Origin of the sequence: Helicobacter pylori, assembly GCF_001653455.1 — a bacterium.
Classification (GTDB): domain Bacteria; phylum Campylobacterota; class Campylobacteria; order Campylobacterales; family Helicobacteraceae; genus Helicobacter; species Helicobacter pylori_A.
Window position 1 is genome coordinate 1,535,734 of sequence record NZ_CP011486.1, and the last position, 26,992, is coordinate 1,562,725.

A 26,992-nucleotide genomic window follows, 5' to 3' on the forward strand; every position below is an offset into this window, starting at 1 on the left:
GCTTATAAAGGGTTAGTGAGCAAATATTTCAAAAGGGTTTGGCGCACTATTTCAAGGGTTGGGTATTTTGAAGAAAGGGCGTTAAAGTGGGTGGTGTTGATTAAAAAGGGTTTAGGGGCGTTTAAAAAAAGGCGGTGTTGCTCATTTTTACTCAACTTGTCAAATTTCGTGAAAAGAGAAAGGTAGGCTTGATCAGGTTTTAAAAGGGCTTGAATGCTCTCTTTAGCGTTTTTATCAATTTCTAAATCCCAATGGCGCGCATCTATCAAATGGATAAAAAGCTTGATTGAAGTCCTAACGCTCAACAATTCCCATAAAAACCCCTCCCATTCTTTTTTCAAGCTTTTAGAAACTTTAGCGTAGCCAAACCCGGGCAAATCAATCACGCTAAAAGTGGTCGTTAGGGCGTTTTCTTTATCTTCCCAAGTGGTGGAAAAAAAATTCGCTAAACGGGTTTTTCCAGGCGTTGATGAGCTTTTGGCGAGATTTTTTCCTAACAAGGTATTAATAAAGGTGCTTTTGCCCACATTGCTGCGCCCTAAAATGACCATTTCAGAAGTCAGGCTCGCAGGGCATTGGGAAAGTTGGCTTGAAGAAGTGAGAAAGTGAGCGTCTTTAATAATAATCATGGCTTTTCCTTAGCGCTTTTCTTCTTCAATTTAGCCTTACGATTTTCTTCATTAATATCTTCCATGTCAAACACAAATTTAGCGGGCCGTTTCGCGCTCCCCAACACATCAGCATAGCCTTTAGCTTTGTTCAAAATGATTTCATCGCCGGTGATGACATTGGATTTTCCCACTTCTCTAACCACCGCATTTTGCAATAATTTGTATTCCCCATTCAATGCATTGTAGATGAGTTTGTCAGCGCTCCCACTGATTTCACGATTATCCTCTGTAAAAATGTTAAAATGCGTGTTCCCTGTGGCTTCATAGCGTTCTGGTTTTCGTTTATCGTTTAAAAACACGCTCACCTTATCCGCAAACAACCGGTCTTTACCTTTTTTGATCTGCACATTGCCTTGAATGACGGCGGTTTTTGTTTTGTCGTTCGCTATAAATTGATTGCCGGTAATTTCTAAAAGCTCTCTTTCTTTTTTCAAGCCTTTATTGTCCGTTTTTTGCGCGCCCATCACGCTCAAAATCCCAAAACAACACACCAGAAAACACCACCAACGCATTAAAACCCTCCTTTGAAAGTGGGGAATTTTTTCTTTTCTTTTTGGCTTTGCTTGATTTCATCTAAAAACAAGTTAGCTTGAATGCTCTGCGCTTCAATAACGGCTAAAGCATGCGAATAGGAAATGTCAAGCCCTTCAATCTTACTATCCTTTGAAGTGAGAATGAAACGGCCCTTGCCTTTAAAATTTTGCTCTTTATGGTTATAAATCCCTGTTTCACTCCAAAAACTAGAATCATCGCTTCTTGTGTAAGTTACCCCATTAGGGAAGAAATACAAATCCTGCTGCCGTTTGGCTTTAGGGGATTCAACGCTTTCAATCGTGTCTTCATCATAGTGGCTGATTTTAGAATCAAAAAAAATTTCATGATCATCGTATTGCAAGGCTTTTTTGCCCTCTATGGAAAGATCAAGGATTTTATCGTTGATTTGAAACGCTTTAAAATTTTCTAATTCAATTTTAGGGATATTTTCTTTGGAAACTACGCTAGTGGGCTGAGAACGCAAAAAGAAAAAGACTAACCCCACAGTGATGAAAGATAAAACCACAAAGAAATTTAAAACGCTATTAGAGGTATAACCTAAGAGCTTCATCTTGCAAGCCTTCTAGTTCTAAAAGATAATCAATCGCTTCCCTAACAGCCCCCTTACCCCCCAAATTTTGCAACACTTTATAAGCCTTGCTTTTAATGATAGGGTGCGCATCAAAAGGGGCGAAACTCAAAGCGCATGCCTTAAACATGCCCAAATCGTTATAGTCATCGCCCACGCATGCGATTTGGTTTGCATCCAATTGCAAGTCTTTCTTGAGCCGCTCTATAACCTCGCTTTTATTTTCAACGCCCATAAAAACGAGCTGAACGCCCAAACTCTCCATGCGTTTTTTGACCATTGTTGAAGTTCTTCCTGTAATGATAGCGATTTTTTTGCCTAATTTTTGCCACAACGCCATGCCAAGCCCGTCTTTGACATTAAAAGCCTTGATTTCGTGAAAATTTTCATCAAAATACAACGATCCGTCCGTGAGCGTGCCATCCACATCTAAAAGCAATAATTTAATCATTCTCTCGTTAATACCGCACTCTGATTATATTTTTTCATAAAATCCCTAGCCTCTTCTTCGCTTTGAAACCCTTGAACTAAAACTTTATACAAATCGTCTTTAAAAACAACCTTGACGCTGTAATTCTTGCTCTCTGTTTGCAATTTATCCGCTAAAGTTTGAGCTCCCGTTTGGTTTCTAAAAGCCCCCATTTGTAAGGAAAATTTCCCTCCGCTCACGCTTTTTTCGCTCTCGCCAACTTTAAATTCCTTGTGTAAGATCTTGGAAGAGCTAGCGTTAAACGATTGCTCGTATTGTTTAGAAATAACCCCCCCAAAACCCAAAACAATAAGGCGCACGCTAGCCGTGCCTTTTTTAACCATGTCAATATCCCTAGCGGCCGCATTGGACAAATCAATGATGCGATCGCTCACAAAAGGCCCTCTATCGTTGATGCGCACAATGGTGCTTAAATTGTTTTCAACATTGATGACTTTGACAATGGTGTTCATGGGCAAGGTCTTGTGCGCGGCGGTGTGGGCATACATGTTATAAATTTCCCCATTACTGGTTTTTTTGGCGTGGAAATTGGGTCCATACCAGCTTGCAATGCCATCAAATTTCTCGCCTAAATCCACTTTAGTAGGGTAATACCACTTCCCTCCCACTTGATAAGGGCGCATGGTGGCCCTTTGGATTGCGCTAGAATCGTGCATGCCGTTATCTAGGGGTTGATCTTTGGTGTGGCCATCTTGTGCATTGGAGTGGTGTTTGAAGTGGCGTTCAAAAAAATTGCGTTTATAGGTGGCTTTTTGGGTTGTAGGGTCATAGTCTTTGGCGTTTTCATAAGCGCGCAAGCCTTCATGCTTGTAAGACAAATTCTTGATCCCATCTTTTTTAGTTGCGCAAGCGCTAACCAATAAAATAACGCCTAAAAAATAAATTTTTTTTAACGCTAAGCCCATTAAAATTCCCTTGTAGCGAACTTTTTGTTGGTGGGGATAATTAAGCGTTGGTGGATAAAGATATTAGAATCTTTGAGATTGTTGGCTAATTGGATGCTTGAGACGCTGACTTGATAGCGTTTAGCGATAGAAGATAGGGTTTCTTTAGGCAAGACAACATGGGTGATAAAAGGGCTTTTAGGGCTAGTTTGAGTGCTTTTATTTTGTTTGAGTTGGCGCTGTTTGAAAAGGGCGAGTTTTTCATAGGGGATGTAGATGGTGTAAGTGGGGTCTTTAGAGGGCAAAATATTATAGCGGAATTGGTGGTTGTAGGATTTTAGGGTTTCTAAACTCAAGTTTAAATTCTTGGCGACTTGGACTAAAGAAGTGTGCCTTTTAAAAGGGACGCCCACCAAACTCACCCTCGCCCCACGATTGAGCAGATATTCTTTGTCTTTGAGGTTGTCTAGGCTGTTGAATTTTAACGCTAGGCTTAAAATGGAGCGGATATAATCCCTCGTTTCTTTAGGGAGGTATTTTTTATCTTCATCTAGCAAGATCTTAATGTCTGAGGTGCCGGCGGCTTTAATAGCGTTTTGAACCTTTCGTAAGCCGTAATTATACGCCATAGCCACCAAATACCACTCCCCGGTTTGCTTGTAGAGCCGTTTCAAGTAAGTGATCGCCGCTTGAGTGCTTTTAATGGGATCTCTTCTTTCGTCAATGTAATGATTGACTTTAAGCCCCAATTCTTTCGCCGTGCTTGGCATGAACTGCCAAATCCCTACCGCTTTTTTCCTGCTATAAGCCCTTGTTGAGAACTTAGACTCCGCCATGGCTAAAAATAAAAATTCTTGTGGGACGCTCGCTTCTATGAGCATGTTTTTAATGATGGGGATAAACTGGTCATTGACATCAAATTTTTTGACTAACTTTTTCCATTCCTCTTCTTCGTTCATTTTTTTTAAAACGCCTGGCATTTGGGATAAAAAGCTCGCACTAACCCCAAAAGCCTCTAGCGTTTTGGTGTCTATTTTAGGTTCAAAAGCCATTTTTGCATGGCTTAAAGAAGCTAGTAAGAGCCAATGAGTAACAAAAAAAACCAACCATTTTGCATTAAAACACTTCATTCTTTTTGACATAATATCCTAAATAATTACAGCTATTCAGCCTTTAAATAGCTTTGATTATAACCAAACTTGAATAACGCTTTCTAACACGACCCTAATTTTAGGGGAAACTAAAAAGCGTTTGAGCGTTATGCGTGCTTAAAGAAGCGAGCTCTTCAGTCTCTATGTTGATTATTTCGGCAATTTTTTGAGCGATTAAAGGGATATAAGTAGGGCTATTCCTAGTGCCTCTAAAAGGGTGTGGGGTCAAATAAGGCGAATCCGTTTCTAAAAGAAGCCTGTTTTTAGGGATTTTAGGGAGGATTTCTACCAGTCTTTTAGCGTTTTTAAAAGTGCTAACCCCCCCTATCCCGTAATAAAAACGATCGCTTAATTCTAAAAGCATATTATCAGCGTTAAAGCAATGCAACACCCCAAAAGCTTCAGGATAATTTTTTAAAAGATTCAAACTATCAAAACTCGCTTCTCTAATGTGGATAATCAAGGGCTTGTTGTGTTGGATAGAAAATTCAATTTGTTTAGTAAAAATTTCTTTTTGTTTGTTTTTGTAATGTTCTCTTTCGCTCAATTCAGGCAAGCGGTAGTAATCCAGCCCGCATTCGCCTATCGCTACGCACTTTTCATGCCCAACAAATTCTTCAAATAAGCTTTCATCAAAGCTATCCACATCATAAGGGTGAGCGCCTATGGCAAAAAACACGCCTTCAAATTTTTCGCTAATCTCTATGGCTTTTTTCAAATCCTTCATGTCTGCGCCTGGGATCACGCATTTAGAAACGCCTTTTTGTAAGCTTTCTTGTAGCACTTCTTCTAAATCGTTTTCATAATCCTTGTGGTCCAAATGGCAATGCGTATCAATAAACATGCTTATCCTATGGTTTTATTTAATATGTTACAATAATCAAGCATTTTAACATAAGGAAAATAACAACCAATTATGTTTAGCGGGTTAATCCATAAAATAGCTAAAGTGAAAAGTTTTCACAACAATGTTTTAAGCGTAGAAAGCGATCTCAATCCCAAGCTTGGCGATAGCGTTGCGATTAACGGGGCGTGTTTGACCACCATAGAAAGTTCAAAAACGCATTTTAGCGTGGAATTGAGCCAAAAAACCCAAAACAGCGTGGCGTTAGAAAATTACAAGGATTTAGTCCATATTGAGCCGGCCTTAAAAGCGGACGCCAGACTAGACGGGCATTTCGTGCAAGGGCATATTGATGCAATAGGGGTCATTGAAAAAATCATTCACAACGCTAACCAAGTGGATTTTTTTATCAGCGCTTCTAAAGAAACGCTTTTATTGTGTGTTGAGCAAGGCTCTATTGCGATTGATGGGGTGAGTTTGACTTTAAGCAAGGTAGAAGAAAAAGGGTTTTGGCTAACGATCATTTCTTACACTTTAGAAAACACCCTTTTTAAGACTTACCCACTCAAAAGGCGCGTGAATATTGAAACGGACATGTTAGTCCGCAGCGTTGCATCTATCTTAAAAAAAACAAGAGGTTTTGAAAAAAATGTTTCTTGGAATGAAGCCGATGCCTTGACTTTAGGGTATTAGATGAATAAAACCATAAAAGCCGCTGCTCTAGCTTATAACATGGGGCAAGATCATGCCCCAAAAGTGATCGCAAGCGGGGTGGGCGAAGTGGCCAAAAGGATCATTCAAAAAGCTAAAGAATACGATATAGCGCTCTTTTCTAACCCCATGCTGGTGGATTCGCTTTTAAAGGTGGAATTGGATTGCGCGATACCTGAAGAATTGTATGAAAGCGTGGTGCAAGTGTTTTTATGGCTCAATAGCGTGGAAAATGATGCGCAAATGTCTAAGTGAGTTAAAATCAAACGATGGTAGTAGAATTAAAAAATATTGAAAAGATTTATGAAAACGGGTTTCATGCTCTAAAGGGCGTGAATTTAGCATTAAAAAAAGGCGATATTTTAGGCGTGATAGGCTATTCAGGGGCAGGAAAATCCACGCTCATTCGCTTGATCAATTGTTTAGAGCGCCCCAGTTCTGGCGAAGTGCTAGTCAATGGGGTCAATCTGTTAAACTTAAAGCCTAAAGAATTGCAAAAAGCGCGCCAAAAAATAGGCATGATTTTCCAGCATTTCAATTTATTGAGCGCTAAAAACGTGTTTGAAAACGTCGCTTTCGCTCTAGAAATCGCCCGATGGGAAAAAAATAAGATCCAATCCAGGGTGCATGAATTGTTGGAATTGGTGGGATTAGAAGATAAAATGCATTTTTACCCTAAACAGCTAAGCGGCGGGCAAAAACAGCGCGTCGCCATTGCTAGGAGTTTGGCGAATTACCCTAATTTATTGCTTTGCGATGAAGCCACATCCGCTTTGGATTCTAAAACCACGCATTCTATTTTAACGCTTTTAAGCGGCATTCAAAAAAAGCTTGACTTGAGCATCGTTTTCATCACGCACGAAATTGAAGTGGTTAAAGAATTGTGCAATCAAATGTGTGTGATCAGCAGCGGCGAAATTGTGGAAAGAGGCTCGGTGGAAGAAATTTTTGCTAACCCTAAACATGCCGTTACTAAAGAATTGCTTGGCATCAAAAACGAGCATGCAGATAAGAAATCGCAAAATGTTTATCGTATCGTGTTTTTAGGGGAGCATTTGGATGAGCCGATCATTTCTAATTTGATCAAGCGTTTTAAAATAGATGTGAGTATTATTTCGGGCAATATTGAAGAGCTTACGACCAAAGATGTAGGGTATTTAGTGGTGCGGTTTTTGGGCAGTGCTACAGAAACGCAAAGGGCTTTAGAGTATTTAAACGTTTTAGGTTTACAAGTGGAAAAATTAAAGGATTAAAATGATTTCTCAAATGCTCATTCAAGCCACGCTAGAAACGCTTTATATGGTGTTTGTGGCGAGTTTTTTGGCGGTTGTTTTTGGCTTGCCTTTGGGGGTTTTGTTGTTAGTGAGTAAAAAAGGGCATTTGTTAAACAAGCCCCTTTTGCATAAAATTTTAGACACTTCTATCAACATGACTCGCTCTTTCCCTTTTATCATTTTGATCATTTTGCTCTTGCCTTTATCGCGCTTTTTGATTGGCACAAGCATTGGCTCAAGCGCGAGCATTATCCCGTTAGCCATTTCAGCCATTCCTTTTGTCGCAAAGCTTTTTGAAAACTCTTTAATGGAAGTAGAGCATGGCAAGATTGAAACCACTTTAAGCTTGGGAGCGTCTCCTTTAGAAGTCATTAAAATGATGCTTTTAGAGAGCCTGCCTTCTTTAGTGAATAATATCACCATCACTTTAATTTCTTTAATAGGCTATTCGGCTATGGCTGGAGCTTTAGGGGCTGGGGGCTTGGGGGATTTAGCCATTAGGATTGGTTATCAAAGCTATAGGGGTGATGTGCTTTTTTATGCGGTAGTCGTCATTATTGTTTTAGTGCAAATCATTCAAAGCGCGGGGGATTATGTGGTAAAACGCTTGAGAAAGCATAAGTATTAGGGTTTTGGCTCTATTAACATTTAAAGCCAACTTTAATCCTCTTTTTTAAAGGGGATTTTTACGCTTTGTTTATGATTAGCGCTTCAATTCTCTAAGAACGCTTTTAAAAGGCTATCGCTCAAACCGGGTTAAAGCTTTTTGCGATCAATATTCAATTAAATCGCTATGCAAAAAGGGGCTTTATTTTGGATTGTTGTTAATAAATTTATCCATTTGCCCCTCTAAGCCTATGATTTGGGTTATCGCCCCGTCTAAAATTTCAAAATTTTGAGCGTTTTTGGGGGTAAGGCATGCAAGCTTGTTGGAAGATTTTTCTAATGATTGGAGGTCTTTATGCAAGGTTTTTAAAACTTCTGTACTTTTAAAATCTTTCTCAAAATAGTCATCAAATTGTTGTTCTGTTTGAGATAAATTTTCTAAAAAAGCGCTTTGGAGGCGTGTTTGGGTGCGATCATGCCCACTTTCTATGCAAGTTTTATAGGTTTTATTGATCGCGCTAAAAGCCTCCTTAGCTTTCAAAAAAGCCTTTGAAAGCTCAACGATGATTTCATAATGTTCGCCCTCCGCTCTTAAAAACCCTAAAAACAGCGCAACGAATAATAACTTTTTTAGCATTTTATCCCTTTACCATTGATAAGAAAAGCTCACCCCATAGCGGCTACTGCCTTTAAAGTCGCTAGAAATTTCAGGATAGAGCATCCATTGTTTGGGTTTGTAGCGTGAAGTGAATAAATAAGCAAACCCCCATGCAATAAGGCTGCCAATCGTAACCTGTAAGATCGTGTGCTTGCCTGCTACCACTCTACTAGCGTCAGTAAGGATTGCAAGAGCGATCACAGGAAGAGCCGGCTTCCACCCATAGCGGTAATACACAAACCCAGCCGCGCTAAACACCCCCCCAGCATGCCCGCTTGGCATGCCTCTCCAAGAATTACAACATGGGCGTTTAGCAAATTCCACTCTAGCCCCATCTTTATGGGCTGTATTAAACGCTCCTTTAAGGCCATAAATCACTCCTTGAGTTACTAAAGTGCCTACCGCTAATTCCCCTAGCCCCCTATAATCGCGCATCGCCAAACTAACCGTGCCAACAAAAATAGGCAAAAACCTAAGCACATCGCCAATTTCTTCTAAAATGTATGCCCCCTCATTAATTGGCTCACTCTCTAAAGGATACACCCATAAGAGCAAGCTCAAAAAAAGACCTTTGAGTTTTTTCATTCAAACGCTCGCTTTTCTAAGGCATAAACCTGTCTGTTCAAATAAACATAACCCGTTAAATAGCATGCGATAAAGACTAGGCCAATAATAATGAGTGCATAAGGATCCAAGCGGAACAAGACGCTTGAAAGAATAAAAGGCAGGTTGCATAGAATAAGGATAAATGCGCATAAGGGATTAGGGTAATTGAAAGAGCGTTGTTGCAAGAATTTGAATAAAAGGGTGTGCAAATGCAAATTGTCCGGCATGGTGGCCTTTTGGCGTTTTATTTTGCGCCTAAGGATACTGAAAAGCACCTCTATGACCGGGTAAAGCATTAAATTCAACCCAAAAAAGGCGCTGATTTTTTGCTCTAAACTCAAATGCAAAAGGGAAATCCCGCACACCAAACCCAAAAAATACGCCCCTCCATCGCCTAAAAAAATCTTTCCTAAAGGGAAATTCAACACCATAAACCCAAGCACCATGTAAGCTAGCAAACAAGACAAACTATTAGGCTCAATATAATGAATGACTAAAAGCGCGATCGCACAAATCCCGGAGGCAAGCCCGTTAAACCCGTCAATAATATTGATAGCGTTACTGATACCCACTAACATGAAAACAGCGAATAAAAAAGCTATAGGGTAAGCTAAGCTAAAAAGGGGCGAAAAGTCGCTCACCACTAAAGGCGTTGATGAAATGATGCAAACAACCCCTATGGCTTGCAAAATAAGGCGTATTTTGGGGCTTAATGAAAGGTTAATGTCTTCTAAAAAGCCGCTCAAAAACACTAATAATAGCCCTAAAAAAACAAAAAACCCCTTAAAAGGCGCTTCTAAAGGCTCAAAAAAACAAGCCAACATAAAAGAAAGAAAGATCCCAAGCCCTCCGGCTCGTGGGGTTCTTGCGTGATGGAAGCCTTGGATCTTGTTGGCGTTATCCACAAAGAGCGTGGATTTTTTAGACCACAAAACAATCAAAGAGCAAATGAAGAGACTGGTTAAAAAATATAGCACCCACAACACTTTTTATTGGATTTAATTGGCATTTTGTTTTGGGTATTATAGCAAAAGATAGCTTGATGATAAAATCTTATACACAGGGAGGGGTTTTGTGTTACAATTTCAAAAATCATTATTATTAAAATTAAAGGATAGCCATGCGTTTTGGATTGAATATTGATCACATTGTTACTTTAAGAGAAGTGAGGAAGACTTACGAGCCTGAGATTTTAGAGGCTCTGTTTATCGCTAAAAACACCCATAAAGTGGATTTAATCACCATCCATTTAAGAGAAGACAAACGGCACATTCAAAATGAAGATGTTTTGAGATTGCTTGAGATTAGCCCTCTGCCCATTAATATTGAATGCTCAATTAATGCGCATATCACTGATTTTTTATGCTCTTTAAAGAATAAGCCAAGTAAGGTTACTATTGTGCCTGAAAACAGAGATGAGGTTACGACAGAGGGGGGGTTGGATTGTTCTCTAAAGGGGTTAGGGGAAACCATTAAGGCGTATCACAATAAAGGCATTGAAGTGTCTTTGTTTATTGACCCTTTAAAAGACGCTTTGCATTTTGCAAGAGAGCATCAAGTCAAACAAGTGGAGTTCCACACCGGCGTGTATGCGAATTTGCACAACGCTTTGTATTCTAACGCTAACAATCAAATCCATGCCATTAGCGCGCTCAAAGAAAAAAGCCCTAAAGAGTTGAAAGAAGAATTGCACAACGCTTTTTTGCAATTAAGGAAGATGAGTAAAGAAGCGTTTTTTATGGGTATTGTGGCATGCGCTGGGCATGGGTTAAATTACTCTAATGTGAAAGAATTGTTGAAAATTCCTTCTTTAAGGGAGCTTAATATCGGCCATAGCGTGATTTCAAAAGCGGTTTTAGTGGGCTTAGAAAAAGCGATTTTAGAAATGGCGCAACTCATTAAACGCTAAAATGGCTAAAAAGAAAATTGCAATCAGTTGCGGGGATATTCAAGGCATAGGCTTAGAATTGATTTTAAAAAGCCATAAGGAAGTGAGCACGCTTTGTGAGCCGTTGTATCTCATTCATAGCGAACTTTTAGAGCGAGCCAATCAATTGCTTGCTAACGCTTATGAAGTAAAGCCGCTCAATGCTATCGCTATCAATTCCCCCTTACCCTTACTCAACTCTAACACGATAGGCAAAGTCAGTGCTCAAAGTGGGGCGTATAGTTTTGAGAGTTTTAGAAAAGCTTGCGAGTTAGCGGATAGTAAAGAAGTGGATGGCATTTGCACCATGCCCATTAATAAACTCGCATGGCAACAAGCTCAAATCCCTTTTGTGGGGCATACCGATTTTTTAAAGCAGCACTACAAAGAGCATCAAATCATCATGATGCTTGGGTGCCCTAAACTCTTTGTGGGGCTATTTAGCGACCATGTGCCTTTAAGGGCGGTTTCTCAACTCATTCAAGTGGAAGCGTTAGTCACATTTTTATTGGCGTTTCAAAAAAGCACTCAAGCCAAAATCATTCAAGTGTGCGGTTTTAACCCTCATGCGGGCGAAGAGGGCTTGTTTGGGGAAGAAGATGAAAAGATTTTAAAAGCCATTCAAGAGAGCAACCAAACGCTAGGCTTTGAATGTTTTTTAGGGCCACTGCCGGCTGATAGCGCTTTTGCCCCTAATAAGCGCCAAATAACGCCCTTTTATGTGAGCATGAGCCATGATGTGGGGTTAGCCCCTTTAAAGGCGCTCTATTTTGATGAAAGCATCAATGTGAGTTTGAACGCCCCCATTATCCGCACTTCCACTGACCATGGCACTGCATTTGATATTGCTTATCAAAACAAGGCGAACCATAAAAGCTATTTGAATGCGATTAAATATTTGGCTTGAAGGCTTTAGATTTTATTTTTTATTCTTTATGTTAAATATTTAATTCCAACTTTCTGTTGATTGGTATTTTTGTAAAACCACTTTTTGGTTTTGGTTTAAAGGTTTTATCATTCTATTAACAAGGTATAATTCAAGCAAAAACACCACCCAAAGATAAAAACATGATTTTAAGCATTGAAAGCTCTTGCGATGACAGCTCTTTAGCCCTTACAAGAATAGAGGACGCCAAACTCATCGCTCATTTTAAAATCTCTCAAGAAAAGCACCACAGCTCTTATGGGGGCGTTGTGCCTGAGCTTGCATCGCGCTTGCATGCTGAGAATTTGCCGCTATTATTAGAACGCATTAAAATGCGCTTGAATAAGGATTTTTCTAAACTTAAAGCCATCGCTATCACCAACCAGCCAGGTTTGAGCGTTACTCTAATAGAGGGCTTGATGATGGCAAAAGCCTTGAGCTTGTTTTTGGATTTACCCTTAATTTTGGAAGATCATTTGAGAGGGCATGTGTATTCGCTCTTCATCAATGAAAAACAAACTTGCATGCCTTTAAGCGTGTTGTTAGTTTCTGGGGGGCATTCTTTGATTTTAGAGGCTAGAAATTATGAAGACATTAAAATCATGGCCACGAGTTTAGACGATAGCTTTGGGGAGAGCTTTGATAAGGTTTCCAAAATGCTAAATCTAGGCTATCCAGGAGGCCCCGTGATAGAAAAATTAGCCCTTGATTACGCGCATAAAAACGAGCCTTTAATGTTCCCTATCCCTTTAAAAAACAGCCCGAATGTGGCTTTTAGTTTTTCAGGCTTAAAGAATGCGGTGCGTTTGGAGGTTGAAAAAAACGCCCACCATTTGAATGAAACCACCAAACAAAAGATTGGCTATCATTTTCAAAGCGCAGCCATTGAGCATTTAATCCAGCAAACCAAACGCTATTTTAAAACCAAACGCCCTAAAATTTTTGGTATTGTGGGGGGAGCGAGCCAAAATTTAGCCTTAAGAAAGGCGTTTGAAAATTTGTGCGATGAATTTGATTGCAAGCTTGTTTTAGCCCCTCTGGAATTTTGCAGCGATAATGCCGCCATGATAGGGCGATCAAGCCTAGAAGCGTATCAAAAAAAGCGCTTTGTCCCTTTAGAAAAAGCCAACATTTCGCCAAGAACGCTACTAAAAAAAGGCTTTGAGTGAATAAAGGCAGAAAAGGAGTGCATGGTAAAAATTCTAAAATTTGTCAATTTTGATTTGCGTTTGATAAAATTAACAAAGAAAGCAAGAAGCTAAGCCATAGTGTAACGAAAGCTATTTTTAACTATAGTCCTAGTTTCAGTTTAGTGTCTTTCTTATTTTGGTTTTAATCTTTTTTGGATTTAATGCCACACAAGGGCTAAAATTTGGGGGCGTTATAACGCAAATTTGGGGGATTTATTGAGGTTTTGGCATTAAATGTAATTAAATCATGTATTGGATTTTTTGGAGTGGATTGTTAAATTTTATTAAAGAATTTAGTAAAAATCTTTATTGATTAAGTAAAATTTAAGCTAAATGAGACTACAATCACATTACTTGAAGGGAAGATAGATCCTTAAAGAGTTGGTGGCTCTATAAGGATCTGTAGTTTAGTATAATGGTGTTAAGATCACCATTAAAACTATTACTATAATTAGTAATTTCATAGTTCTCCTTTGTAATCAATTTGTTCATGGCGTGTCTCTCAGCAAGCCATTTTTTATTCAATATCAGCGTTAAAAACTGACATTCTCAAATGGATTGCAATAAACACAGCCACATGTTCTTATTATACTATAAAAAAGCGTTTGTGTTCAAATATTCATAAACATAAGATACTAAATTTTTTCAATGTAAAAAATGATATTTAATTAAACAGAATGAAACTTCTGTGAGTTGCTGATTTCAAGCTAAATTTTTTCGTATCCGCTCACAAAAAGCATCATGTTGCAAAAACCCCAATCAGAGCTAATTTTACGAACAAGTTTTTATAGCGCTTAACAGCATTAATGCATTTACCCCAAACGCTAAAGATGTTTTTTGAATCTCTGTTTGAACGGGTTCAAATCTTTTTGTCAAACAAAGCGTTTTTGAGTTTAGTCAAATTTAATTTTATTTTCGTTATAATCCTAGATTGTTAAGTTTTAGTTTAAAGGGAAAAAATGCTTCGCTCTCTCTATAGCGCTACTTCAGGGATGCTCGCCCAACAAACGCATATTGACACCACTTCAAACAATATCGCCAATGTCAATACCACTGGGTTCAAAAAATCTCGCGCGGATTTTAACGACTTGTTCTACCAAGCGATGCAATACGCTGGCACTAACACCAGCAACACGACCTTATCGCCAGATGGCATGGAAGTGGGCTTAGGCGTGCGCCCTAGCGCGATTACTAAAATGTTTTCGCAAGGCAGCCCTAAAGAAACGGAGAATAATTTAGATGTCGCTATTACAGGTAAAGGCTTTTTTCAAGTCCAGCTTCCTGATGGCACCACCGCTTATACAAGGAGTGGGAATTTCAAGCTAGACGAACAGGGTAATCTTGTAACGAGCGAAGGCTATATTCTCATTCCTCAAATCACTTTGCCTGAAGACACCACGCAAGTAAACATCGGTGTGGATGGCACGGTGAGCGTGACTCAAGGCTTGCAAACGACCTCTAATGTGATCGGGCAAATCACTTTGGCTAATTTTGTCAATCCGGCGGGACTCCATTCTATGGGAGACAATTTGTTTTCAATCACCAACGCTAGCGGCGATGCGATTGTGGGCAATCCGGATTCTCAAGGTTTAGGCAAATTAAGGCAAGGCTTTTTGGAGCTTAGTAATGTGAGATTGGTAGAAGAAATGACGGATCTCATCACCGCTCAAAGGGCTTATGAAGCCAATTCTAAAAGCATTCAAACCGCTGATGCCATGCTCCAAACGGTCAACTCCCTCAAACGCTAATTGGAGCGGTTGCTGTCATTCTTTAATTCTTGTGGCCAGGGTTTTTAAGTTCTTTAACACCGCTTTTTGGGTTATTGCTTGAGTGGTGTTTTCCTTTCATGTAAAAAACAGCTAAAATGGCTAGACCAATAAGAATGCAAAAAGCAATAACTATATACCACATTTTCTTTTTATTTGCTTCTCGTTCTGCTTTCTGTTTTGCTAATCGTTTTGCTTGTTCCGCTCGTTCTGCTTTTAATTTCGTCTCTCGTTCTGCTTTCAATTTTAGGCGTAAGGTGGCAACCAAAACGCATGCCGGCACGGTTACCCTATAAGCCGGTCCTGCAAGATTGATGCCAACTAATGCGGCCTGTAATGACCCAACCAATAGGGCCGGCTAAAATGCCCAAAGTTTTTTTGAGCGCTACCTTACCCACCACAGACGATAAACCATGCCCTAGAGTTTGTTTGACCATTGCATCTGCAACAGCTATAGCCAACGAATAAGAATGAGAGCCGCCCATTTGCGTTAAAACAGATGCGATTAGGACTTGTTTGTTTTCACCAATCATTTTATCAATATTTGGTGTTCCCAATTCATGGAGGAGTTCTTTAATTTCGCTTCCATTCATTTGCTCTAAACCATTTTTTAAAAGTTTAGAAAGCATGTTTTTTTCAATCAAAGAAGTTTCAGACTTCCGTTGTAACTAACCTTTAAATGATCGCACACATCGCATAAAATTTCTTTATACAAGACCCCTTCGTCTCTAAAAAAATTCATGAAACTATTGCCCCCATAATGCTGCAATTCTTCAGCGATCCTCATGGGGTATTTAGCGTAATCACGACCATACCTTTTGTATTCTGTTGAACTTGTTAAGAATGTATTCGCTCTTAGTTCGCCATGTTCATTATAGACAAGCGCATCAAACAAATCTTTCAAATCATTAGAGCTTAGTTGCTTTAAAAATTCCAGGTCGCTATCGTATCTGTATGCCACGCAATTCCTTTAATTTTATTCCTACCACTCGCTCAAATCCCACCAAACCACCCTCATGTTTAACGCCCTAAAAGGCTTAAGCGCACACACACGCCCACTAACTGCACATAAAAATATAGTGCTACAGAAGCGAATGATCTTTATGGATTATACCACCAGAGAATGATGATAATTAAAATATTTTGATACGCTTTATCATTTTGGATAAGATAAATTTGATTTGAAAGTGGGGTTTGAAAGCAAGAAACTATTGATTTTTTAAGTAAGGCTAATTGAACAAACCGCTACTTTAACTTTTAACACAAGAAGCCCCCTCCTTTTAACCCTCTCTAACCCTTACTTTTTGTCGTTTTTATGCTCGTGGTTAGCGTTGCATTGATTGGCTTGGTTTTGGCTATTTTTTTGACAACTTTCGTTGTTTTGATTTTTAGCATCACCTTTTTGGTTGTGGTTTTGATTACTGCAACTGTTACTCATTTTGTCTCCCTTTAAATTAAAATAAAAACTAGATGCATTCTCGCATCTAGGCTTCCATTATATGCCTTTTTTTCTAAAGAAAAGCTTAAACGGATTCTATCTGCAATGACTTCTTATCTTCATTGGCTTGTTGCGTTTTTAGGCGTAAAGTGGCAACTACAATGCATGCGGGTATGGTTACTCTATAAGCTGGTCCTGCAATATCAATCGCTGTCCATACGCCTGTAATGATCCAGCCAACAGGGCCTGTTAAAAAGTTCAGGGTTCTTGTAAGCACTTGATCGCCTGCAAGCGATAAACCGCGCCCTAGAATGGTTTTTGCTACCGCATTCGCAACAATGACCGCTAGTTGATAAGATTTAAAGCCTCCCATTTTAAACAGCGTTAAAGTCGCCGCGCTTAAGGCTTGTCTGTTTAAATTGTCGGTGTTTTTTATGGACAATTCATCGCACATTTCTTTGACTTCTTCATCGTCCATTTCTTCTAAACTTCTTTCTAAGATTTTAGAAAGCATGTTTTGTTCAATTAAAGTTGTCTCTGATTTTTTGCTGTAATTGACCTTTAATTTATCGCACACATCGCATAAAATCTCTTTGTATAAGACCCCTTCGCCTTTAATAAAGCTCGCAAAACTATTGCTCCCATAGTATTGCAACTCTTCAGCGATTCTTTCTGCGTATTTAGCGTAATCATCGCCATGCCTTTTGTATTCTATGGAGCTTGTGAGTTTTTCATTGTGTCTTTTTTCGCCGTCTTTACCAAAAACAAGCACCTCAAACAAATCCAATAAATCACTAGATTCCAATTGCTTTAAAAATTCCAAATCTCTATCATATTTGTATGCCATATTATTCCTTTGTATTGTTTTATCACTTATTGAAAACCAATAGCTTTCGCACTCCATCGTTGTTTCGCTAAAGTGATTACTGATTTTAATATCATTTGTCTAAAACTACACTTAATATTCTAAAAAGGCTTAAACATCAAAACCCAACGCCCTTTATGGATTTCATGTTTCAAAACATCGCTTCTTTTAAACATTAATTGGAGCGGTTGCTATTCTTATTGTAGTGCTTGTGGCTAGGGTTTTTAGCATCAATGCTTTGGTTATTGCTTGATTGGTATATTCCTTTTCTAAAAAAAACAACCAATAAAATAATGGCTAAAAAGAAAATAGCTACACAAATAAAAATGCGGGTTGCATTAGCTTCATTAGAATTTGCTTGAGCGGTTTCACTAACAGATTGTTTCATACTATCATTAAATTTTATTTTCACTTGCTTGTTGTGCTTCTGGGTGTAAAGATTTACTAGGATTTGCTTTAACAATTCCATTAATAACATTAATAAGTCGTTCCATGTCTTCTTGTCTCTGATCCTCATGTATGACCAAACAACACCAAGTAGTCAATATTACCCACAAAAAAAAACGAACCGCAAAACCAAGCAATCTGCAGTGTAAATCCTACTAAACCTGTTAAAGGAGTATCACCCAGTCCTGTAAGAACAAATGGAAAACAAAGAATGACCCAAAGAATAAAGCTGAATACAGCCGAAAAAACTCTACCATGCAAGAAAAACGCTACCCTATGGAAGAAATACAGCTAGTGTATAAATCACAACTTACTCCTTAATTTTATTCCTACCGCTCGCTCAAATCCCACCAAACCACAAGCAAAAGAATTAAAAAGAAAAATAAAAGAAAGAATAAGCTCAATCTTTCAAAACTAAGCAACAAGAAGTTCTTTTGTCAGGTAATACTCTTTGGCTTTTAACAAGCGAATGTTAAAAGCTTTTCTCTAGAAAGGAGGTGATCCAACCGCAGGTTCACCTACGGTTACCTTGTTACGACTTCACCCCAGTCGCTGTGTGTGCCGTGGGCAGTAGCTAGTTTAGCATCCTGACTTAAGGCAAACACAACTCCCATGGTGTGACGGGCGGTGAGTACAAGACCCGGGAACGTATTCACCGCAACATGGCTGATTTGCGATTACTAGCGATTCCAGCTTCATGCAGGCGAGTTGCAGCCTACAATCCGAACTGAGAGGTGTTTTGAAGATTGACTCCACTTCGCAGTATTGCTTCTCTTTGTGCACCCCATTGTAGCACGTGTGTAGCCCTAGGCGTAAGGGCCATGATGACTTGACGTCGTCCCCACCTTCCTCCTCCTTACGGAGGCAGTATCCTTAGAGTTCTCAGCATAACCTGTTAGCAACTAAGAAAGGGGGTTGCGCTCGTTGCGGGACTTAACCCAACATCTCACGACACGAGCTGACGACAGCCGTGCAGCACCTGTTTTCAAGGTCTAGCAAGCTAGACACTCCACTATTTCTAGCGGATTCTCTCAATGTCAAGCCTAGGTAAGGTTCTTCGTGTATCTTCGAATTAAACCACATGCTCCACCGCTTGTGCGGGTCCCCGTCTATTCCTTTGAGTTTTAATCTTGCGACCGTACTCCCCAGGCGGGATGCTTAATGCGTTAGCTGCATTACTGGAGAGACTAAGCCCTCCAACAACTAGCATCCATCGTTTAGGGCGTGGACTACCAGGGTATCTAATCCTGTTTGCTCCCCACGCTTTCGCGCAATCAGCGTCAGTAATGTTCCAGCAGGTCGCCTTCGCAATGAGTATTCCTCTTGATCTCTACGGATTTTACCCCTACACCAAGAATTCCACCTACCTCTCCCACACTCTAGAATAGTAGTTTCAAATGCAGTTCTATGGTTAAGCCATAGGATTTCACACCTGACTGACTATCCCGCCTACGCGCTCTTTACGCCCAGTGATTCCGAGTAACGCTTGCACCCTCCGTATTACCGCGGCTGCTGGCACGGAGTTAGCCGGTGCTTATTCGTCAGATACCGTCATTATCTTCTCTAACAAAAGGAGTTTACAATCCTAAAACCTTCATCCTCCACGCGGCGTTGCTGCTTCAGGGTTTCCCCCATTGAGCAATATTCCCTACTGCTGCCTCCCGTAGGAGTCTGGACCGTGTCTCAGTTCCAGTGTGTCCGTTCACCCTCTCAGGCCGGATACCCGTCATAGCCTTGGTAAGCCATTACCTTACCAACAAGCTGATAGGACATAGGCTGATCTCTTAGCGATAAATCTTTCCCCCGTAGGGAGTATCTGGTATTAATCATCGTTTCCAATGGCTATCCCAAACTAAGAGGCACATAACCTATGCGTTACTCACCCGTGCGCCACTAATCCACTTCTAGCAAGCTAGAAATTTCATCGTTCGACTTGCATGTATTAGGCACGCCGCCAGCGTTCACTCTGAGCCAGGATCAAACTCTCCATAAAAGTGTTTGTCCTTAAAGCTCTTTTGTTTTTTGATAGGCTATTGTTATTTCTAACAATAGCTTTAGCGTATCACAAGAACTCGTTTTATACTTTATTGAATAAAACGGGTTGTGTTCTTAAGTATTACAACAACAAAACAGAAAGAAACTTTTTAAAAAGGTTAGCCAAACGCTAACCTTAAAATACTCTTATGCCATTCAGTCATTAATCATAATGATACAATCACCATCATTTAATGATATTGACTGGCATTAGTTGGATAAGAATTTCTTATAAAAGAATGAAAGCTATTGAAACTCCCACTTTATAAGTCATTGCTTATTATTTAAGAATATCCCTTTAAAAAGAACTTCTTCAATTTGCTTAGTTTTCAAAGATCGTTTGCTTGTATTAGCTATCCTTGTCCATTACAGAGTGGCTTTTTAAAAGCCCTTGCTGAAACAAGGAAATGAAATTATAGTCATAGAAAGCTTAAGGTTTGCTTAAACTCAACAGCACGAAAAACTCCGTCCTTTAGGGCGGAGATGTAAGTGCATAGCCGTTAGGCTATTTGGAAGTGAAACAGACTATTTAGAAAAGAAATAGCTAACCATTTCATTGAAATTGTCTTGACTTTGCAAAATAGTGTCTTTCAAGTAGCCTTTTGTGTTGTCATATTCTTTGATGCCCCTGTAGTAAAAGGCTTTGTGTTCGTTTTCTATGATGAAAGGCATGATATTGTTTTTCAAACATTCTTTGAACATCACTAATCGCCCCACCCTACCATTGCCATCACTAAAAGGGTGTATCTTTTCAAAAGCCACATGAAAATCTATGATGTTTTCCAAACTCACTTCAAGGTTGCGTTGGTAATTTTTCACAAGATTTGTCAATTCGCTTTCAACTAATTGGGGTCTTGTTGTGGCGCTATTGCCTACAAAATTAGGGCGTTTTTTGAAACCACCAATAACTTCATCAGAACAATTCTTTTTCAAGATTTTGTGTAAAGTCTTGAAGTATTCTAAACTCAAAGGTTCTTGATAGCTTTCAAGTAAGTAATTCACGCATTCAAAATGATTGATGGTTTCAAAAATATCATCAAGTTTGATATTGGCGTTTTTTTCAGTTATAAGAACGGATTTGTCAAAAATATGAGCGGTTTGTTCATAAGTCAAACCGCTTCCTTCAATGCGATTAGAGTTGTAAGAAAATTTGATTTGAATCAGGTGGTAAATGCCATTTTTGATAGCATTCTTTCTTTCGTGATTCAGTTTTTCTATGAGTTTAGTCAAATTGAGTTTAGTCAAATGCATCTGTCTTTTCACCGAGTAACGATGAGTTATGAAAATGCCGATACCAACAATTTTAAGGGTAATTGCAATGATTGCGTGTCAGATTTCACCCCACAAACCGCAGAAGAATTGACTAATTTAATGCTGGATATGATTGCGGTGTTTGATTCTAAATCGTGGGAAGAGGCCGTTTTAAACGCTCCTTTTGAATTTTCTAACAGCTCATCAGAGTGCGGCTCTGACTTTCCTAAATGCGTGAATCCTTTCAATAACGGGCGTGTCGCTCCCATCTATGAAAAATACGTGCTAACCCCACAATCCGTTATAGATGCGTTTAGAAGAGCGATCAATCTTGAAGTGAATATCCTAAAATCAGGGTTTGTAGGGCTAGGGTATGAACTTGATGATAATGATGGCAATCTAGGGATAGAAGCTTCTGCCTTAAATCCTGAAAAATTGTTTGGTAAAACTTTGAATAAAGTTGATATTGTGGAATTAAGAGACATTATCCATGAATTTAGCCACACTAAAGGCTATACGCATAACGGGAATATGACTTATCAAAGGGTGCGCTTGTGTCAAGAAAACGGCGGAGCCATACAAGAATGTGAGGGCGGGAAAGAAGAATTAGTCAATGGAAAAGAAGAGTTAAAATTTACAAATGGGAAAGAAGTGAAAGATCAAGATGGTTACACTTATAATGTATGCTCTTTTTATAAGGACAACCACCAAGCCTACACAGCGGGCAACTACCCCAATTCCATCTACACCAATTGCGCTCAAGTCCCTGCTGGGCTTATAGGGGTTACCACCGCTGTTTGGCAGCAGCTCATCAATCAAAACGCCCTCCCTATTAATTTCGCTAATTTGAGCCGTCAAGCCAACTATTTAGACGCTAGCTTGAATGCAAGGGCTTTTGTTAGCTCTATGTTTAATGCATTCAATCAAAGTTTTTTAACTTCTAGCGTTTCACAATCCTTTAGAAGCCCTATTTTAGGGGTCAATGTTAAAATGGGCTACCAACACTATTTCAATGACTACATAGGATTAGCCTATTATGGCATCATCAAATACAATTACGCTCAAGCTAGCGATGAAAAAATCCAACAATTAAGCTATGGTGGGGGAATGGATGTGTTGTTTGATTTCATCACCACTTACACTAACAAAAAGCAAGACAACCCAATTAAAAAAGTTTTTGCTTCCTCTTTTGGGGTGTTTGGGGGGTTAAGAGGCTTATACAACAGCTACTACGTTTTCAATCAAGTCAAAGGAAGCGGTAATTTAGACATAGTTACCGGGTTTAACTACCGCTACAAGCATTCTAAATATTCTGTAGGCATTAGCGTTCCTTTAATCCAAAGCAATATCCAAATCGCTTCTAATAATGGCATCTATGCAGACTCTGTCATTTTGAATGAAGGGGGCAGTCATTTTAAAGTGTTTTTCAATTACGGGTGGATCTTTTAGGTTTAAAATTTGTTTTATGGGGGATAACTTTTTTCTATACTTACACACTAAAATCAAATGGGCTTTTAGATTATGTTTGCTTCTATTGGTTGAAACATACCCCCTTAATGGATAATGGTTTTTTCTCATTGTTTAGCCTTATTCATTATTTATAAAAACATTGTATAATGATATAAGATAAAGATAAGGAGTTATTTTTGCTTAACGCTATTAAGTTTAGAATTTATCCTAACGCTCAACAAAAAGAGCTTATTTCTAAACATTTTGGCTGTTCTAGGGTAGTGTATAACTATTTTTTAGATTACCGACAAAAGCAATATGCACAAGGCATTAAAGAAACTTACTTCACCATGCAAAAAGTCTTAACCCAAATCAAGCGACAAGAAAAATACCATTATCTCAATGAGTGCAATTCTCAAAGCTTGCAAATGGCGTTAAGAAAACTTGTGAGCGCTTATGATAATTTCTTTAGTAAAAGAGCGAGATACCCTAAATTCAAATCCAAGAAAAACGCTAAGCAATCTTTTGCAATCCCTCAAAACATAGAAATCCAAACAGAAACTCAAACAATCGCACTACCTAAATTCAAAGAGGGTATTAAAGCTAAATTACACAGAGAGTTGCCTAAAGACAGCGTTATCAAACAAGCTTTTATTTCTTGCATAGCGGATCAATATTTTTGTTCTCTGTCTTATGAAACTAAAGAGCCTATCCCTAAACCTAACACCATTAAAAAAGCTGTAGGTTTAGACATGGGCTTAAACACGCTCATCGTTACAAGCGATAAAATAGAATACCCACACATTCGCTTTTATCAAAAATTAGAAAAGAAACTCAAACAAGCGCAAAGGAGGTTAAGTAAAAAAGTAAAAGGCTCAAACAACAGGAAAAAACAAGCTAAAAAGGTGGCTAGATTGCATTTAGCTTGTTCGAACACTAGAGAAGACTACTTGCATAAAATCAGTAATGAGATAACCAATCAATACGATTTGATAGGGGTAGAAACTTTGAATATTAAGGGGCTTATGAAAACCTATCATTCTAAAAGCCTTGCTAATGCGAGTTGGAGGAAATTTTTTACTATGTTAGAATATAAAGCTCAAAGGAAAGGTAAAACCCTTTTACGCATAGATAGATTTTTCCCTAGCACTCAAATATGCTCTTATTGTGGGGTCAATATAGGCAAAAAACATGAAAGAATCACTAAATTCACTTGTCCTTATTGTAATATCACACACCATAGAGATTACAATGCGAGTGTCAATATTAGAAACTACGCTTTAGGCATGCTAGATGATAGGCACAAAGTAAAGATAGATAAAGCTAGGGTAGGGATTATCCGAAGCGATTACACTCATTACACTAATGAGTGTGTCAAAGCTTGTGGAGCTTCCTCTAATGGGGTTAGTTCATATGGCAACATATTGGATCTAGCTAGTTATGGAGCTGTGAAGCAAGAAAAAGCTCAATCGCTTTAGCGGTTGGGTAATTCACCCCCTAAAAACTATAAACGTAACTCACATGAAACATCACAAGGCGTTTAAAAAAAAGCGAAGTGTTTAACCCTTTGCCATGCGTTTCATAAAAGGAATTCACCGCTAAAGGGATCTTTAAGCCCATTTCAAAGCCATTATGCCTATCCACATTCACACGAATCCCCAAATTCAAAGGGATTTGAAAAAAACTGGTGTGCATTTTAGCTTGATAATTAGTCAAGTAATTGTTGATAAAATCCATTTGACTCACCCACATGTTCAAACCACTCCCCACCCAAGAACTCCCCGCTAAAGCAAAGCCTGCATAAAAACCCACGCTAGAATGTTTTTTTTCGTTGTCAATGAAATTAAAAAGGTAGTCTATCCCAAGCCCATAGAGGTGGTTATTCATTTTGCCTAAACTGGTAACGCCATTGCCCACAAAACCAAAATTACTATAGCCATAGTCATAAAACAAGTAATAACGAAACCCTTGATTTTTTTTCTTAGTGAAGAAATGCTTATACCCCACGCTCAAACCCACCCCATACATGCTTGAAATGTTTTTAGAATAACTAGTGGGATCAAGCGCGTTTAAAGAGTTAGAAATTTCAGCGATTTGAGAAGAAAGCGAAGAAAGGATGTTGTTTTGAGAATGATCAAATTGCAATTCTAAATTTTTTAAGTTTTCTGCCAATTCTAAAGGGTTAGTGGTGGGTTCTTGCATTTTTTCTAACGCTTGGACTAATTTAGGGTTAGACGGGGCGCTATGGCTAAGCATCACTATTTTTTCAATCCCTTCAAGGGTGGATTGGAGGTAGTAAGCTTCAGCTTGCATTTCAGTGGGGGTTAATTTGGAATGGTTTTTTAAAGCGTTATTGATGTAGTTAAAGTTATTGGGCATGTTTTTAACTTGACTTTTAACCTGATTGAGTTCATTGATTTGTTTTTGAGCGTTAGAAATCGTTTTGATGCGTTCTTGATTGAAAAAGGGGTTGTTATGCTCAACTGCATGTGCAATGGAATATTCAACGCCCACGCTCGCATACGCCCCATTTTCTTCAGCGTTGCAAAAAGAGAATAAAGATGAGAATAAAAAAGAGAATCTTTACAAACCTTACAAAGTGATGAAAAGGCTTTTAGTAGTGAGCAAGAGGGATTGAAACAAGCGTTAGCTAACGCTAAACATGCAAGCCCAACACCAAATCCGACACCAAACCCCACAAAACACACAGCGCAAAACACACCCCCTACTCAAGATTTACCTAAAACAAATGTATGGAATGGAGTCTATAATATTCAAAATCAAACCTACTCAAAACAAGGCATTTATTACATTGATCCTAATCTTTCAGGACAAAGCGGTCAAAGCGGCAACACGCTTAGCACCTATGGTTGGCTTGATTGGTTTACCCTTAAAAATAGTTTTGGCGTCAATGCTAACAACGGCACTTTGATTATAGGGAATGATACAGAGAGCGCAAACACTAAAGGTTTGATTTGGATAGGAAATGATAAGGGTCTTGTCTATTATAATACTGGAAATTTTAATGCGGCTAACATTTACTTGACCAGTAATTTAAAAACCGGAAATGGTTTTTCTGGAGAGAGCGATTTTTAAGACAAATTTATCAATATTAGGCATCGTGTAATCTTTTGGAATGTCTAAAAGCTCCCTGAATTGAGACCATTCCACGCTCAAAATCCCTGTGCTTTTGTATTGCTTGAGCAAGCGATAGAGCGTTTTAGCGTATTTACCCCTCACTCTTTGGAATTCTAAAAGTTTGAAAGAAGTGTATTGACCGCCCATTCCTAGATTGTTGAGCAAGTATTGATAGCTATCATTGAGTTGGACATCTAAGTATTCTATAGTTTGGGTTGGCTTATGGATGCGGATTTCAAATTGTTTGAAAAGCATGTAGCTAGTGTGATCTTCATAGATTTCGCCATTTTCAACATGCTCTCTAATGATCCAAAAATTAGCACCGCTGATGTTGTCAAGCAAATTTTTTAAGATTTGCAATAATTGCCTGTTGGTTAAGTTGGATTTGACCATGATCATGCGCTTTAAATCTTGCGGTTCAAAACGAATGAGGGTGTTCCCTTGATCTTTAAGCCTTTGAAAAATAGCGAATAAAAGATTGGCTTCCCTTTCGCTCAATTTCCCTAGATTAACCTTATTAGCGTTGTTGTGGTAGGTGATATAGGTTTTATCTTTAGGGGCGCTAACCACTAAATCTTTGCATGGTGTGGGGGTGGTTTGTGGCTCTTTTGTTGGTGTGGGTTTTTCTTTTAGAGTGGGTTTTAGTTCTTCTTTTTTGATTTCATGCTTTAATAGTAATTCTTTAATGATTGTGTCTGTTATTTTGTTGATGCGGTCTTGTATTTCTTGTTTTTGTAGCTCAATTTGTGGGGTTTGTGGGAGTGTATCTAATTCTTTTAACACTTTTTGCAAGTCTGATCTTTGTGTTTCTAATTGATCAAATTCCACTCTATACTCCTTATCTTTTGGTGTATAATAAGTGTGATCGTATCAGTATGCTTATAACGAGCCAACCCCCATAAACAAGGGGTTAGACCACGAATAAGCCTAATATAGCAATTGTGCGAGAATTACTAATACTAGAACTAATACGACAAATACTTTCACATTGATACCTCCTAACGAGGTGTCGCCCTCTCTATCCTCCAACCCACTAACTCAACCAAGTCAAGCCAATTGCTCCAAATTTTGCCGCACATAGGAAATACCGCTACAAAAGCATCTTCACACGCTGTTATTGTAGCTAAAAATCGTTAATTGTAGGTATTAAAGTTTTAAGCAAACTTTAAGCATCATATGTCTATAATTACATTTCGTTTTTAAAGACAAGCTTTAAAAAGTTCTTTATTTTAACAACCAAACAAGCTATATAGTTAGGCTACAAGCCAGCTACAAGCTAAAGCTATAAAAGCTATATATAAAAGCTTAAGAGCTAAAGCTAGTAACTTGATAAGTAAAGAGATTAGAGGTTAAACATTTTTAGTCTTCTTGTTAAAAGGGTTTAAAATTTAAACTTATTATAGCGGGTTTTTGAATAAAACGGAGTTATTTGATTTAATATTGTTAATAGCCTATGTAAAAGTAAAGTAAAACTACAATAACTCTGTCTTATATTCACTAAGGCAGTGGTAGTGCTAAAGAATATTGGTGCAATTGTCGTTATT

Annotated in this window: 22 protein-coding genes, 1 rRNA gene and 7 pseudogenes; 11 read left to right on the forward strand and 19 right to left on the reverse strand. The window is 38.7% G+C overall.

From position 1 onward, the window contains the following. Window positions 1-2: 2 nt before the first annotated feature. From yihA to AA977_RS07345, 7 genes are all read right to left on the reverse strand, one after another. Entirely contained in the window at window positions 3-629 is a 627-nt protein-coding gene (yihA, locus tag AA977_RS07315; RefSeq protein WP_064435142.1) for a ribosome biogenesis GTP-binding protein YihA/YsxC, read from the reverse strand. Continuing rightward, window positions 626-1,183 (reverse strand): lipopolysaccharide transport periplasmic protein LptA, encoded by a 558-nt coding sequence (gene lptA / locus AA977_RS07320; protein WP_021435176.1) that lies wholly within the window; start codon window positions 1,181-1,183, stop codon window positions 626-628. The genes yihA and lptA overlap by 4 nt, the downstream gene beginning before the upstream one ends. Beyond that, window positions 1,183-1,776: a hypothetical protein gene (locus AA977_RS07325; protein ID WP_064435143.1), complete on the reverse strand. Its 594-nt coding sequence runs from the start codon at window positions 1,774-1,776 to the stop codon at window positions 1,183-1,185. The genes lptA and AA977_RS07325 overlap by 1 nt, the downstream gene beginning before the upstream one ends. Beyond that, window positions 1,751-2,245 (reverse strand): KdsC family phosphatase, encoded by a 495-nt coding sequence (locus AA977_RS07330; protein WP_064435144.1) that lies wholly within the window; start codon window positions 2,243-2,245, stop codon window positions 1,751-1,753. Before AA977_RS07330 ends, AA977_RS07325 begins: the two co-directional genes overlap by 26 nt. Then, window positions 2,242-3,189 (reverse strand): septal ring lytic transglycosylase RlpA family protein, encoded by a 948-nt coding sequence (locus AA977_RS07335; RefSeq protein WP_064435145.1) that lies wholly within the window; start codon window positions 3,187-3,189, stop codon window positions 2,242-2,244. Before AA977_RS07335 ends, AA977_RS07330 begins: the two co-directional genes overlap by 4 nt. Beyond that, window positions 3,189-4,310 carry a lytic transglycosylase domain-containing protein gene (locus AA977_RS07340; protein ID WP_064435146.1) on the reverse strand — a complete coding sequence of 374 codons (1,122 nt, stop codon included), beginning with the start codon at window positions 4,308-4,310 and terminating at the stop codon, window positions 3,189-3,191. Before AA977_RS07340 ends, AA977_RS07335 begins: the two co-directional genes overlap by 1 nt. A gap of 88 nt (window positions 4,311-4,398) precedes the next feature. Next, window positions 4,399-5,163, reverse strand: coding sequence for a TatD family hydrolase (locus AA977_RS07345; RefSeq protein WP_064435147.1), 765 nt, complete (start codon window positions 5,161-5,163; stop codon window positions 4,399-4,401). Window positions 5,164-5,235: 72 nt separating this feature from the next. On the opposite strand from AA977_RS07345, the gene ribE reads away from it, so the two are divergent. The 4 genes from ribE to AA977_RS07365 are packed head-to-tail and all read left to right on the forward strand — an operon-like array spanning window position 5,236 to window position 7,776. Continuing rightward, complete coding sequence (gene ribE / locus AA977_RS07350; protein WP_064435148.1) at window positions 5,236-5,856, forward strand: riboflavin synthase; 621 nt, start codon at window positions 5,236-5,238, stop codon at window positions 5,854-5,856. Further along, window positions 5,857-6,129, forward strand: a complete 273-nt coding sequence (locus AA977_RS07355) for a FlhB-like flagellar biosynthesis protein (protein ID WP_064435149.1) — start codon at window positions 5,857-5,859, stop codon at window positions 6,127-6,129. Between the two features lie 14 nt (window positions 6,130-6,143). Further along, a complete protein-coding gene (locus AA977_RS07360) occupies window positions 6,144-7,127 on the forward strand; it encodes a methionine ABC transporter ATP-binding protein (protein ID WP_064435150.1) in 984 nt (327 codons plus the stop codon). A 1-nt stretch (window position 7,128) separates the two neighbouring features. Next, the gene (locus AA977_RS07365) at window positions 7,129-7,776 is read left to right on the forward strand and encodes a methionine ABC transporter permease (RefSeq protein ID WP_064435151.1); all 648 of its coding nucleotides are present in this window, start codon (window positions 7,129-7,131) and stop codon (window positions 7,774-7,776) included. A gap of 180 nt (window positions 7,777-7,956) precedes the next feature. Here the strand turns inward: AA977_RS07365 and AA977_RS07370 are convergent, their stop codons facing one another. The 3 genes from AA977_RS07370 to wecA are packed head-to-tail and all read right to left on the reverse strand — an operon-like array spanning window position 7,957 to window position 10,004. Beyond that, on the reverse strand, window positions 7,957-8,391 hold the full coding sequence (locus AA977_RS07370) for a hypothetical protein (RefSeq protein WP_064435152.1): 435 nt from the start codon (window positions 8,389-8,391) through the stop codon (window positions 7,957-7,959). Between the two features lie 9 nt (window positions 8,392-8,400). Then, the gene (gene lpxF / locus AA977_RS07375) at window positions 8,401-8,997 is read right to left on the reverse strand and encodes a lipid A 4'-phosphatase (protein WP_000734124.1); all 597 of its coding nucleotides are present in this window, start codon (window positions 8,995-8,997) and stop codon (window positions 8,401-8,403) included. Beyond that, a complete protein-coding gene (gene wecA, locus AA977_RS07380; protein WP_064435153.1) occupies window positions 8,994-10,004 on the reverse strand; it encodes an undecaprenylphosphate N-acetylglucosaminyl transferase WecA in 1,011 nt (336 codons plus the stop codon). The genes lpxF and wecA overlap by 4 nt, the downstream gene beginning before the upstream one ends. Before the next feature lie 134 nt (window positions 10,005-10,138). Here wecA and pdxJ point away from each other — a divergent pair, with 134 nt between their 5' ends. From pdxJ to flgG, 4 genes are all read left to right on the forward strand, one after another. After that, window positions 10,139-10,927, forward strand: a complete 789-nt coding sequence (pdxJ, locus tag AA977_RS07385) for a pyridoxine 5'-phosphate synthase (RefSeq protein ID WP_033614234.1) — start codon at window positions 10,139-10,141, stop codon at window positions 10,925-10,927. A gap of 1 nt (window position 10,928) precedes the next feature. After that, the gene (pdxA, locus tag AA977_RS07390; RefSeq protein ID WP_064435154.1) at window positions 10,929-11,852 is read left to right on the forward strand and encodes a 4-hydroxythreonine-4-phosphate dehydrogenase; all 924 of its coding nucleotides are present in this window, start codon (window positions 10,929-10,931) and stop codon (window positions 11,850-11,852) included. A gap of 161 nt (window positions 11,853-12,013) precedes the next feature. Next, window positions 12,014-13,039, forward strand: coding sequence for a tRNA (adenosine(37)-N6)-threonylcarbamoyltransferase complex transferase subunit TsaD (tsaD, locus tag AA977_RS07395; protein ID WP_064435155.1), 1,026 nt, complete (start codon window positions 12,014-12,016; stop codon window positions 13,037-13,039). A gap of 980 nt (window positions 13,040-14,019) precedes the next feature. After that, window positions 14,020-14,808 (forward strand): flagellar basal-body rod protein FlgG, encoded by a 789-nt coding sequence (flgG, locus tag AA977_RS07400; RefSeq protein ID WP_064435156.1) that lies wholly within the window; start codon window positions 14,020-14,022, stop codon window positions 14,806-14,808. 22 nt (window positions 14,809-14,830) lie between these two features. Here the strand turns inward: flgG and AA977_RS07910 are convergent. From AA977_RS07910 to AA977_RS07430, 6 genes and pseudogenes are all read right to left on the reverse strand, one after another. After that, window positions 14,831-15,787, reverse strand: a pseudogene (locus AA977_RS07910) (YaaW family protein). A gap of 336 nt (window positions 15,788-16,123) precedes the next feature. Next, window positions 16,124-16,264: a hypothetical protein gene (locus AA977_RS07995; protein WP_000071328.1), complete on the reverse strand. Its 141-nt coding sequence runs from the start codon at window positions 16,262-16,264 to the stop codon at window positions 16,124-16,126. Window positions 16,265-16,349: 85 nt separating this feature from the next. Next, complete coding sequence (locus tag AA977_RS07415) at window positions 16,350-17,111, reverse strand: YaaW family protein (protein WP_064435158.1); 762 nt, start codon at window positions 17,109-17,111, stop codon at window positions 16,350-16,352. Window positions 17,112-17,304: 193 nt separating this feature from the next. Then, window positions 17,305-17,883 (reverse strand): annotated as a pseudogene (locus AA977_RS08150) (flagellar biosynthesis protein FlgG). A gap of 183 nt (window positions 17,884-18,066) precedes the next feature. Next, window positions 18,067-19,569 (reverse strand): 16S ribosomal RNA (locus AA977_RS07425). Window positions 19,570-20,135: 566 nt separating this feature from the next. Continuing rightward, a complete protein-coding gene (locus AA977_RS07430; RefSeq protein WP_253764828.1) occupies window positions 20,136-20,855 on the reverse strand; it encodes a Fic family protein in 720 nt (239 codons plus the stop codon). An 18-nt stretch (window positions 20,856-20,873) separates the two neighbouring features. Here AA977_RS07430 and AA977_RS07435 point away from each other — a divergent pair. Further along, window positions 20,874-22,310: pseudogene (locus tag AA977_RS07435) on the forward strand (porin family protein); the annotation flags it as partial. Window positions 22,311-22,334: 24 nt separating this feature from the next. On the opposite strand, the pseudogene AA977_RS07735 reads toward AA977_RS07435, so the two are convergent. Further along, window positions 22,335-22,439: pseudogene (locus AA977_RS07735) on the reverse strand (IS200/IS605 family transposase); the annotation flags it as partial. Between the two features lie 68 nt (window positions 22,440-22,507). Here AA977_RS07735 and AA977_RS07440 point away from each other — a divergent pair. Next, complete coding sequence (locus AA977_RS07440) at window positions 22,508-23,788, forward strand: RNA-guided endonuclease InsQ/TnpB family protein (protein WP_064435159.1); 1,281 nt, start codon at window positions 22,508-22,510, stop codon at window positions 23,786-23,788. 19 nt (window positions 23,789-23,807) lie between these two features. Here AA977_RS07440 and AA977_RS07445 read toward each other — a convergent pair. Further along, window positions 23,808-24,863, reverse strand: a pseudogene (locus AA977_RS07445) (outer membrane protein); the annotation flags it as partial. An 18-nt stretch (window positions 24,864-24,881) separates the two neighbouring features. Between AA977_RS07445 and AA977_RS07450 the strand changes: the two are divergent. Continuing rightward, window positions 24,882-25,391, forward strand: a pseudogene (locus AA977_RS07450) (vacuolating cytotoxin domain-containing protein); the annotation flags it as partial. Here the strand turns inward: AA977_RS07450 and AA977_RS07455 are convergent. Then, window positions 25,392-26,276, reverse strand: a pseudogene (locus AA977_RS07455) (replication initiation protein); the annotation flags it as partial. Window positions 26,277-26,992: the final 716 nt, after the last annotated feature.

Excerpts from the sequence above, each read along its gene's own strand:
- AA977_RS07340 (WP_064435146.1), bottom strand. The coding sequence starts at position 4,310 with ATGTCAAAAAGAATGAAGTGTTTTAATGCAAAATGGTTGGTTTTTTTT.
- AA977_RS07415 (WP_064435158.1), bottom strand. The coding sequence starts at position 17,111 with ATGGCATACAAATATGATAGAGATTTGGAATTTTTAAAGCAATTGGAA.
- yihA (WP_064435142.1), bottom strand. The coding sequence starts at position 629 with ATGATTATTATTAAAGACGCTCACTTTCTCACTTCTTCAAGCCAACTT.
- AA977_RS07330 (WP_064435144.1), bottom strand. The coding sequence starts at position 2,245 with ATGATTAAATTATTGCTTTTAGATGTGGATGGCACGCTCACGGACGGA.
- AA977_RS07365 (WP_064435151.1), top strand. The coding sequence starts at position 7,129 with ATGATTTCTCAAATGCTCATTCAAGCCACGCTAGAAACGCTTTATATG.
- pdxA (WP_064435154.1), top strand. The coding sequence starts at position 10,929 with ATGGCTAAAAAGAAAATTGCAATCAGTTGCGGGGATATTCAAGGCATA.
- AA977_RS07360 (WP_064435150.1), top strand. The coding sequence starts at position 6,144 with ATGGTAGTAGAATTAAAAAATATTGAAAAGATTTATGAAAACGGGTTT.
- tsaD (WP_064435155.1), top strand. The coding sequence starts at position 12,014 with ATGATTTTAAGCATTGAAAGCTCTTGCGATGACAGCTCTTTAGCCCTT.
- AA977_RS07355 (WP_064435149.1), top strand. The coding sequence starts at position 5,857 with ATGAATAAAACCATAAAAGCCGCTGCTCTAGCTTATAACATGGGGCAA.
- pdxJ (WP_033614234.1), top strand. The coding sequence starts at position 10,139 with ATGCGTTTTGGATTGAATATTGATCACATTGTTACTTTAAGAGAAGTG.
- AA977_RS07345 (WP_064435147.1), bottom strand. The coding sequence starts at position 5,163 with ATGTTTATTGATACGCATTGCCATTTGGACCACAAGGATTATGAAAAC.
- AA977_RS07325 (WP_064435143.1), bottom strand. The coding sequence starts at position 1,776 with ATGAAGCTCTTAGGTTATACCTCTAATAGCGTTTTAAATTTCTTTGTG.
- AA977_RS07995 (WP_000071328.1), bottom strand. The coding sequence starts at position 16,264 with ATGAGTAACAGTTGCAGTAATCAAAACCACAACCAAAAAGGTGATGCT.
- ribE (WP_064435148.1), top strand. The coding sequence starts at position 5,236 with ATGTTTAGCGGGTTAATCCATAAAATAGCTAAAGTGAAAAGTTTTCAC.
- lptA (WP_021435176.1), bottom strand. The coding sequence starts at position 1,183 with ATGCGTTGGTGGTGTTTTCTGGTGTGTTGTTTTGGGATTTTGAGCGTG.
- flgG (WP_064435156.1), top strand. The coding sequence starts at position 14,020 with ATGCTTCGCTCTCTCTATAGCGCTACTTCAGGGATGCTCGCCCAACAA.
- AA977_RS07335 (WP_064435145.1), bottom strand. The coding sequence starts at position 3,189 with ATGGGCTTAGCGTTAAAAAAAATTTATTTTTTAGGCGTTATTTTATTG.
- AA977_RS07370 (WP_064435152.1), bottom strand. The coding sequence starts at position 8,391 with ATGCTAAAAAAGTTATTATTCGTTGCGCTGTTTTTAGGGTTTTTAAGA.
- lpxF (WP_000734124.1), bottom strand. The coding sequence starts at position 8,997 with ATGAAAAAACTCAAAGGTCTTTTTTTGAGCTTGCTCTTATGGGTGTAT.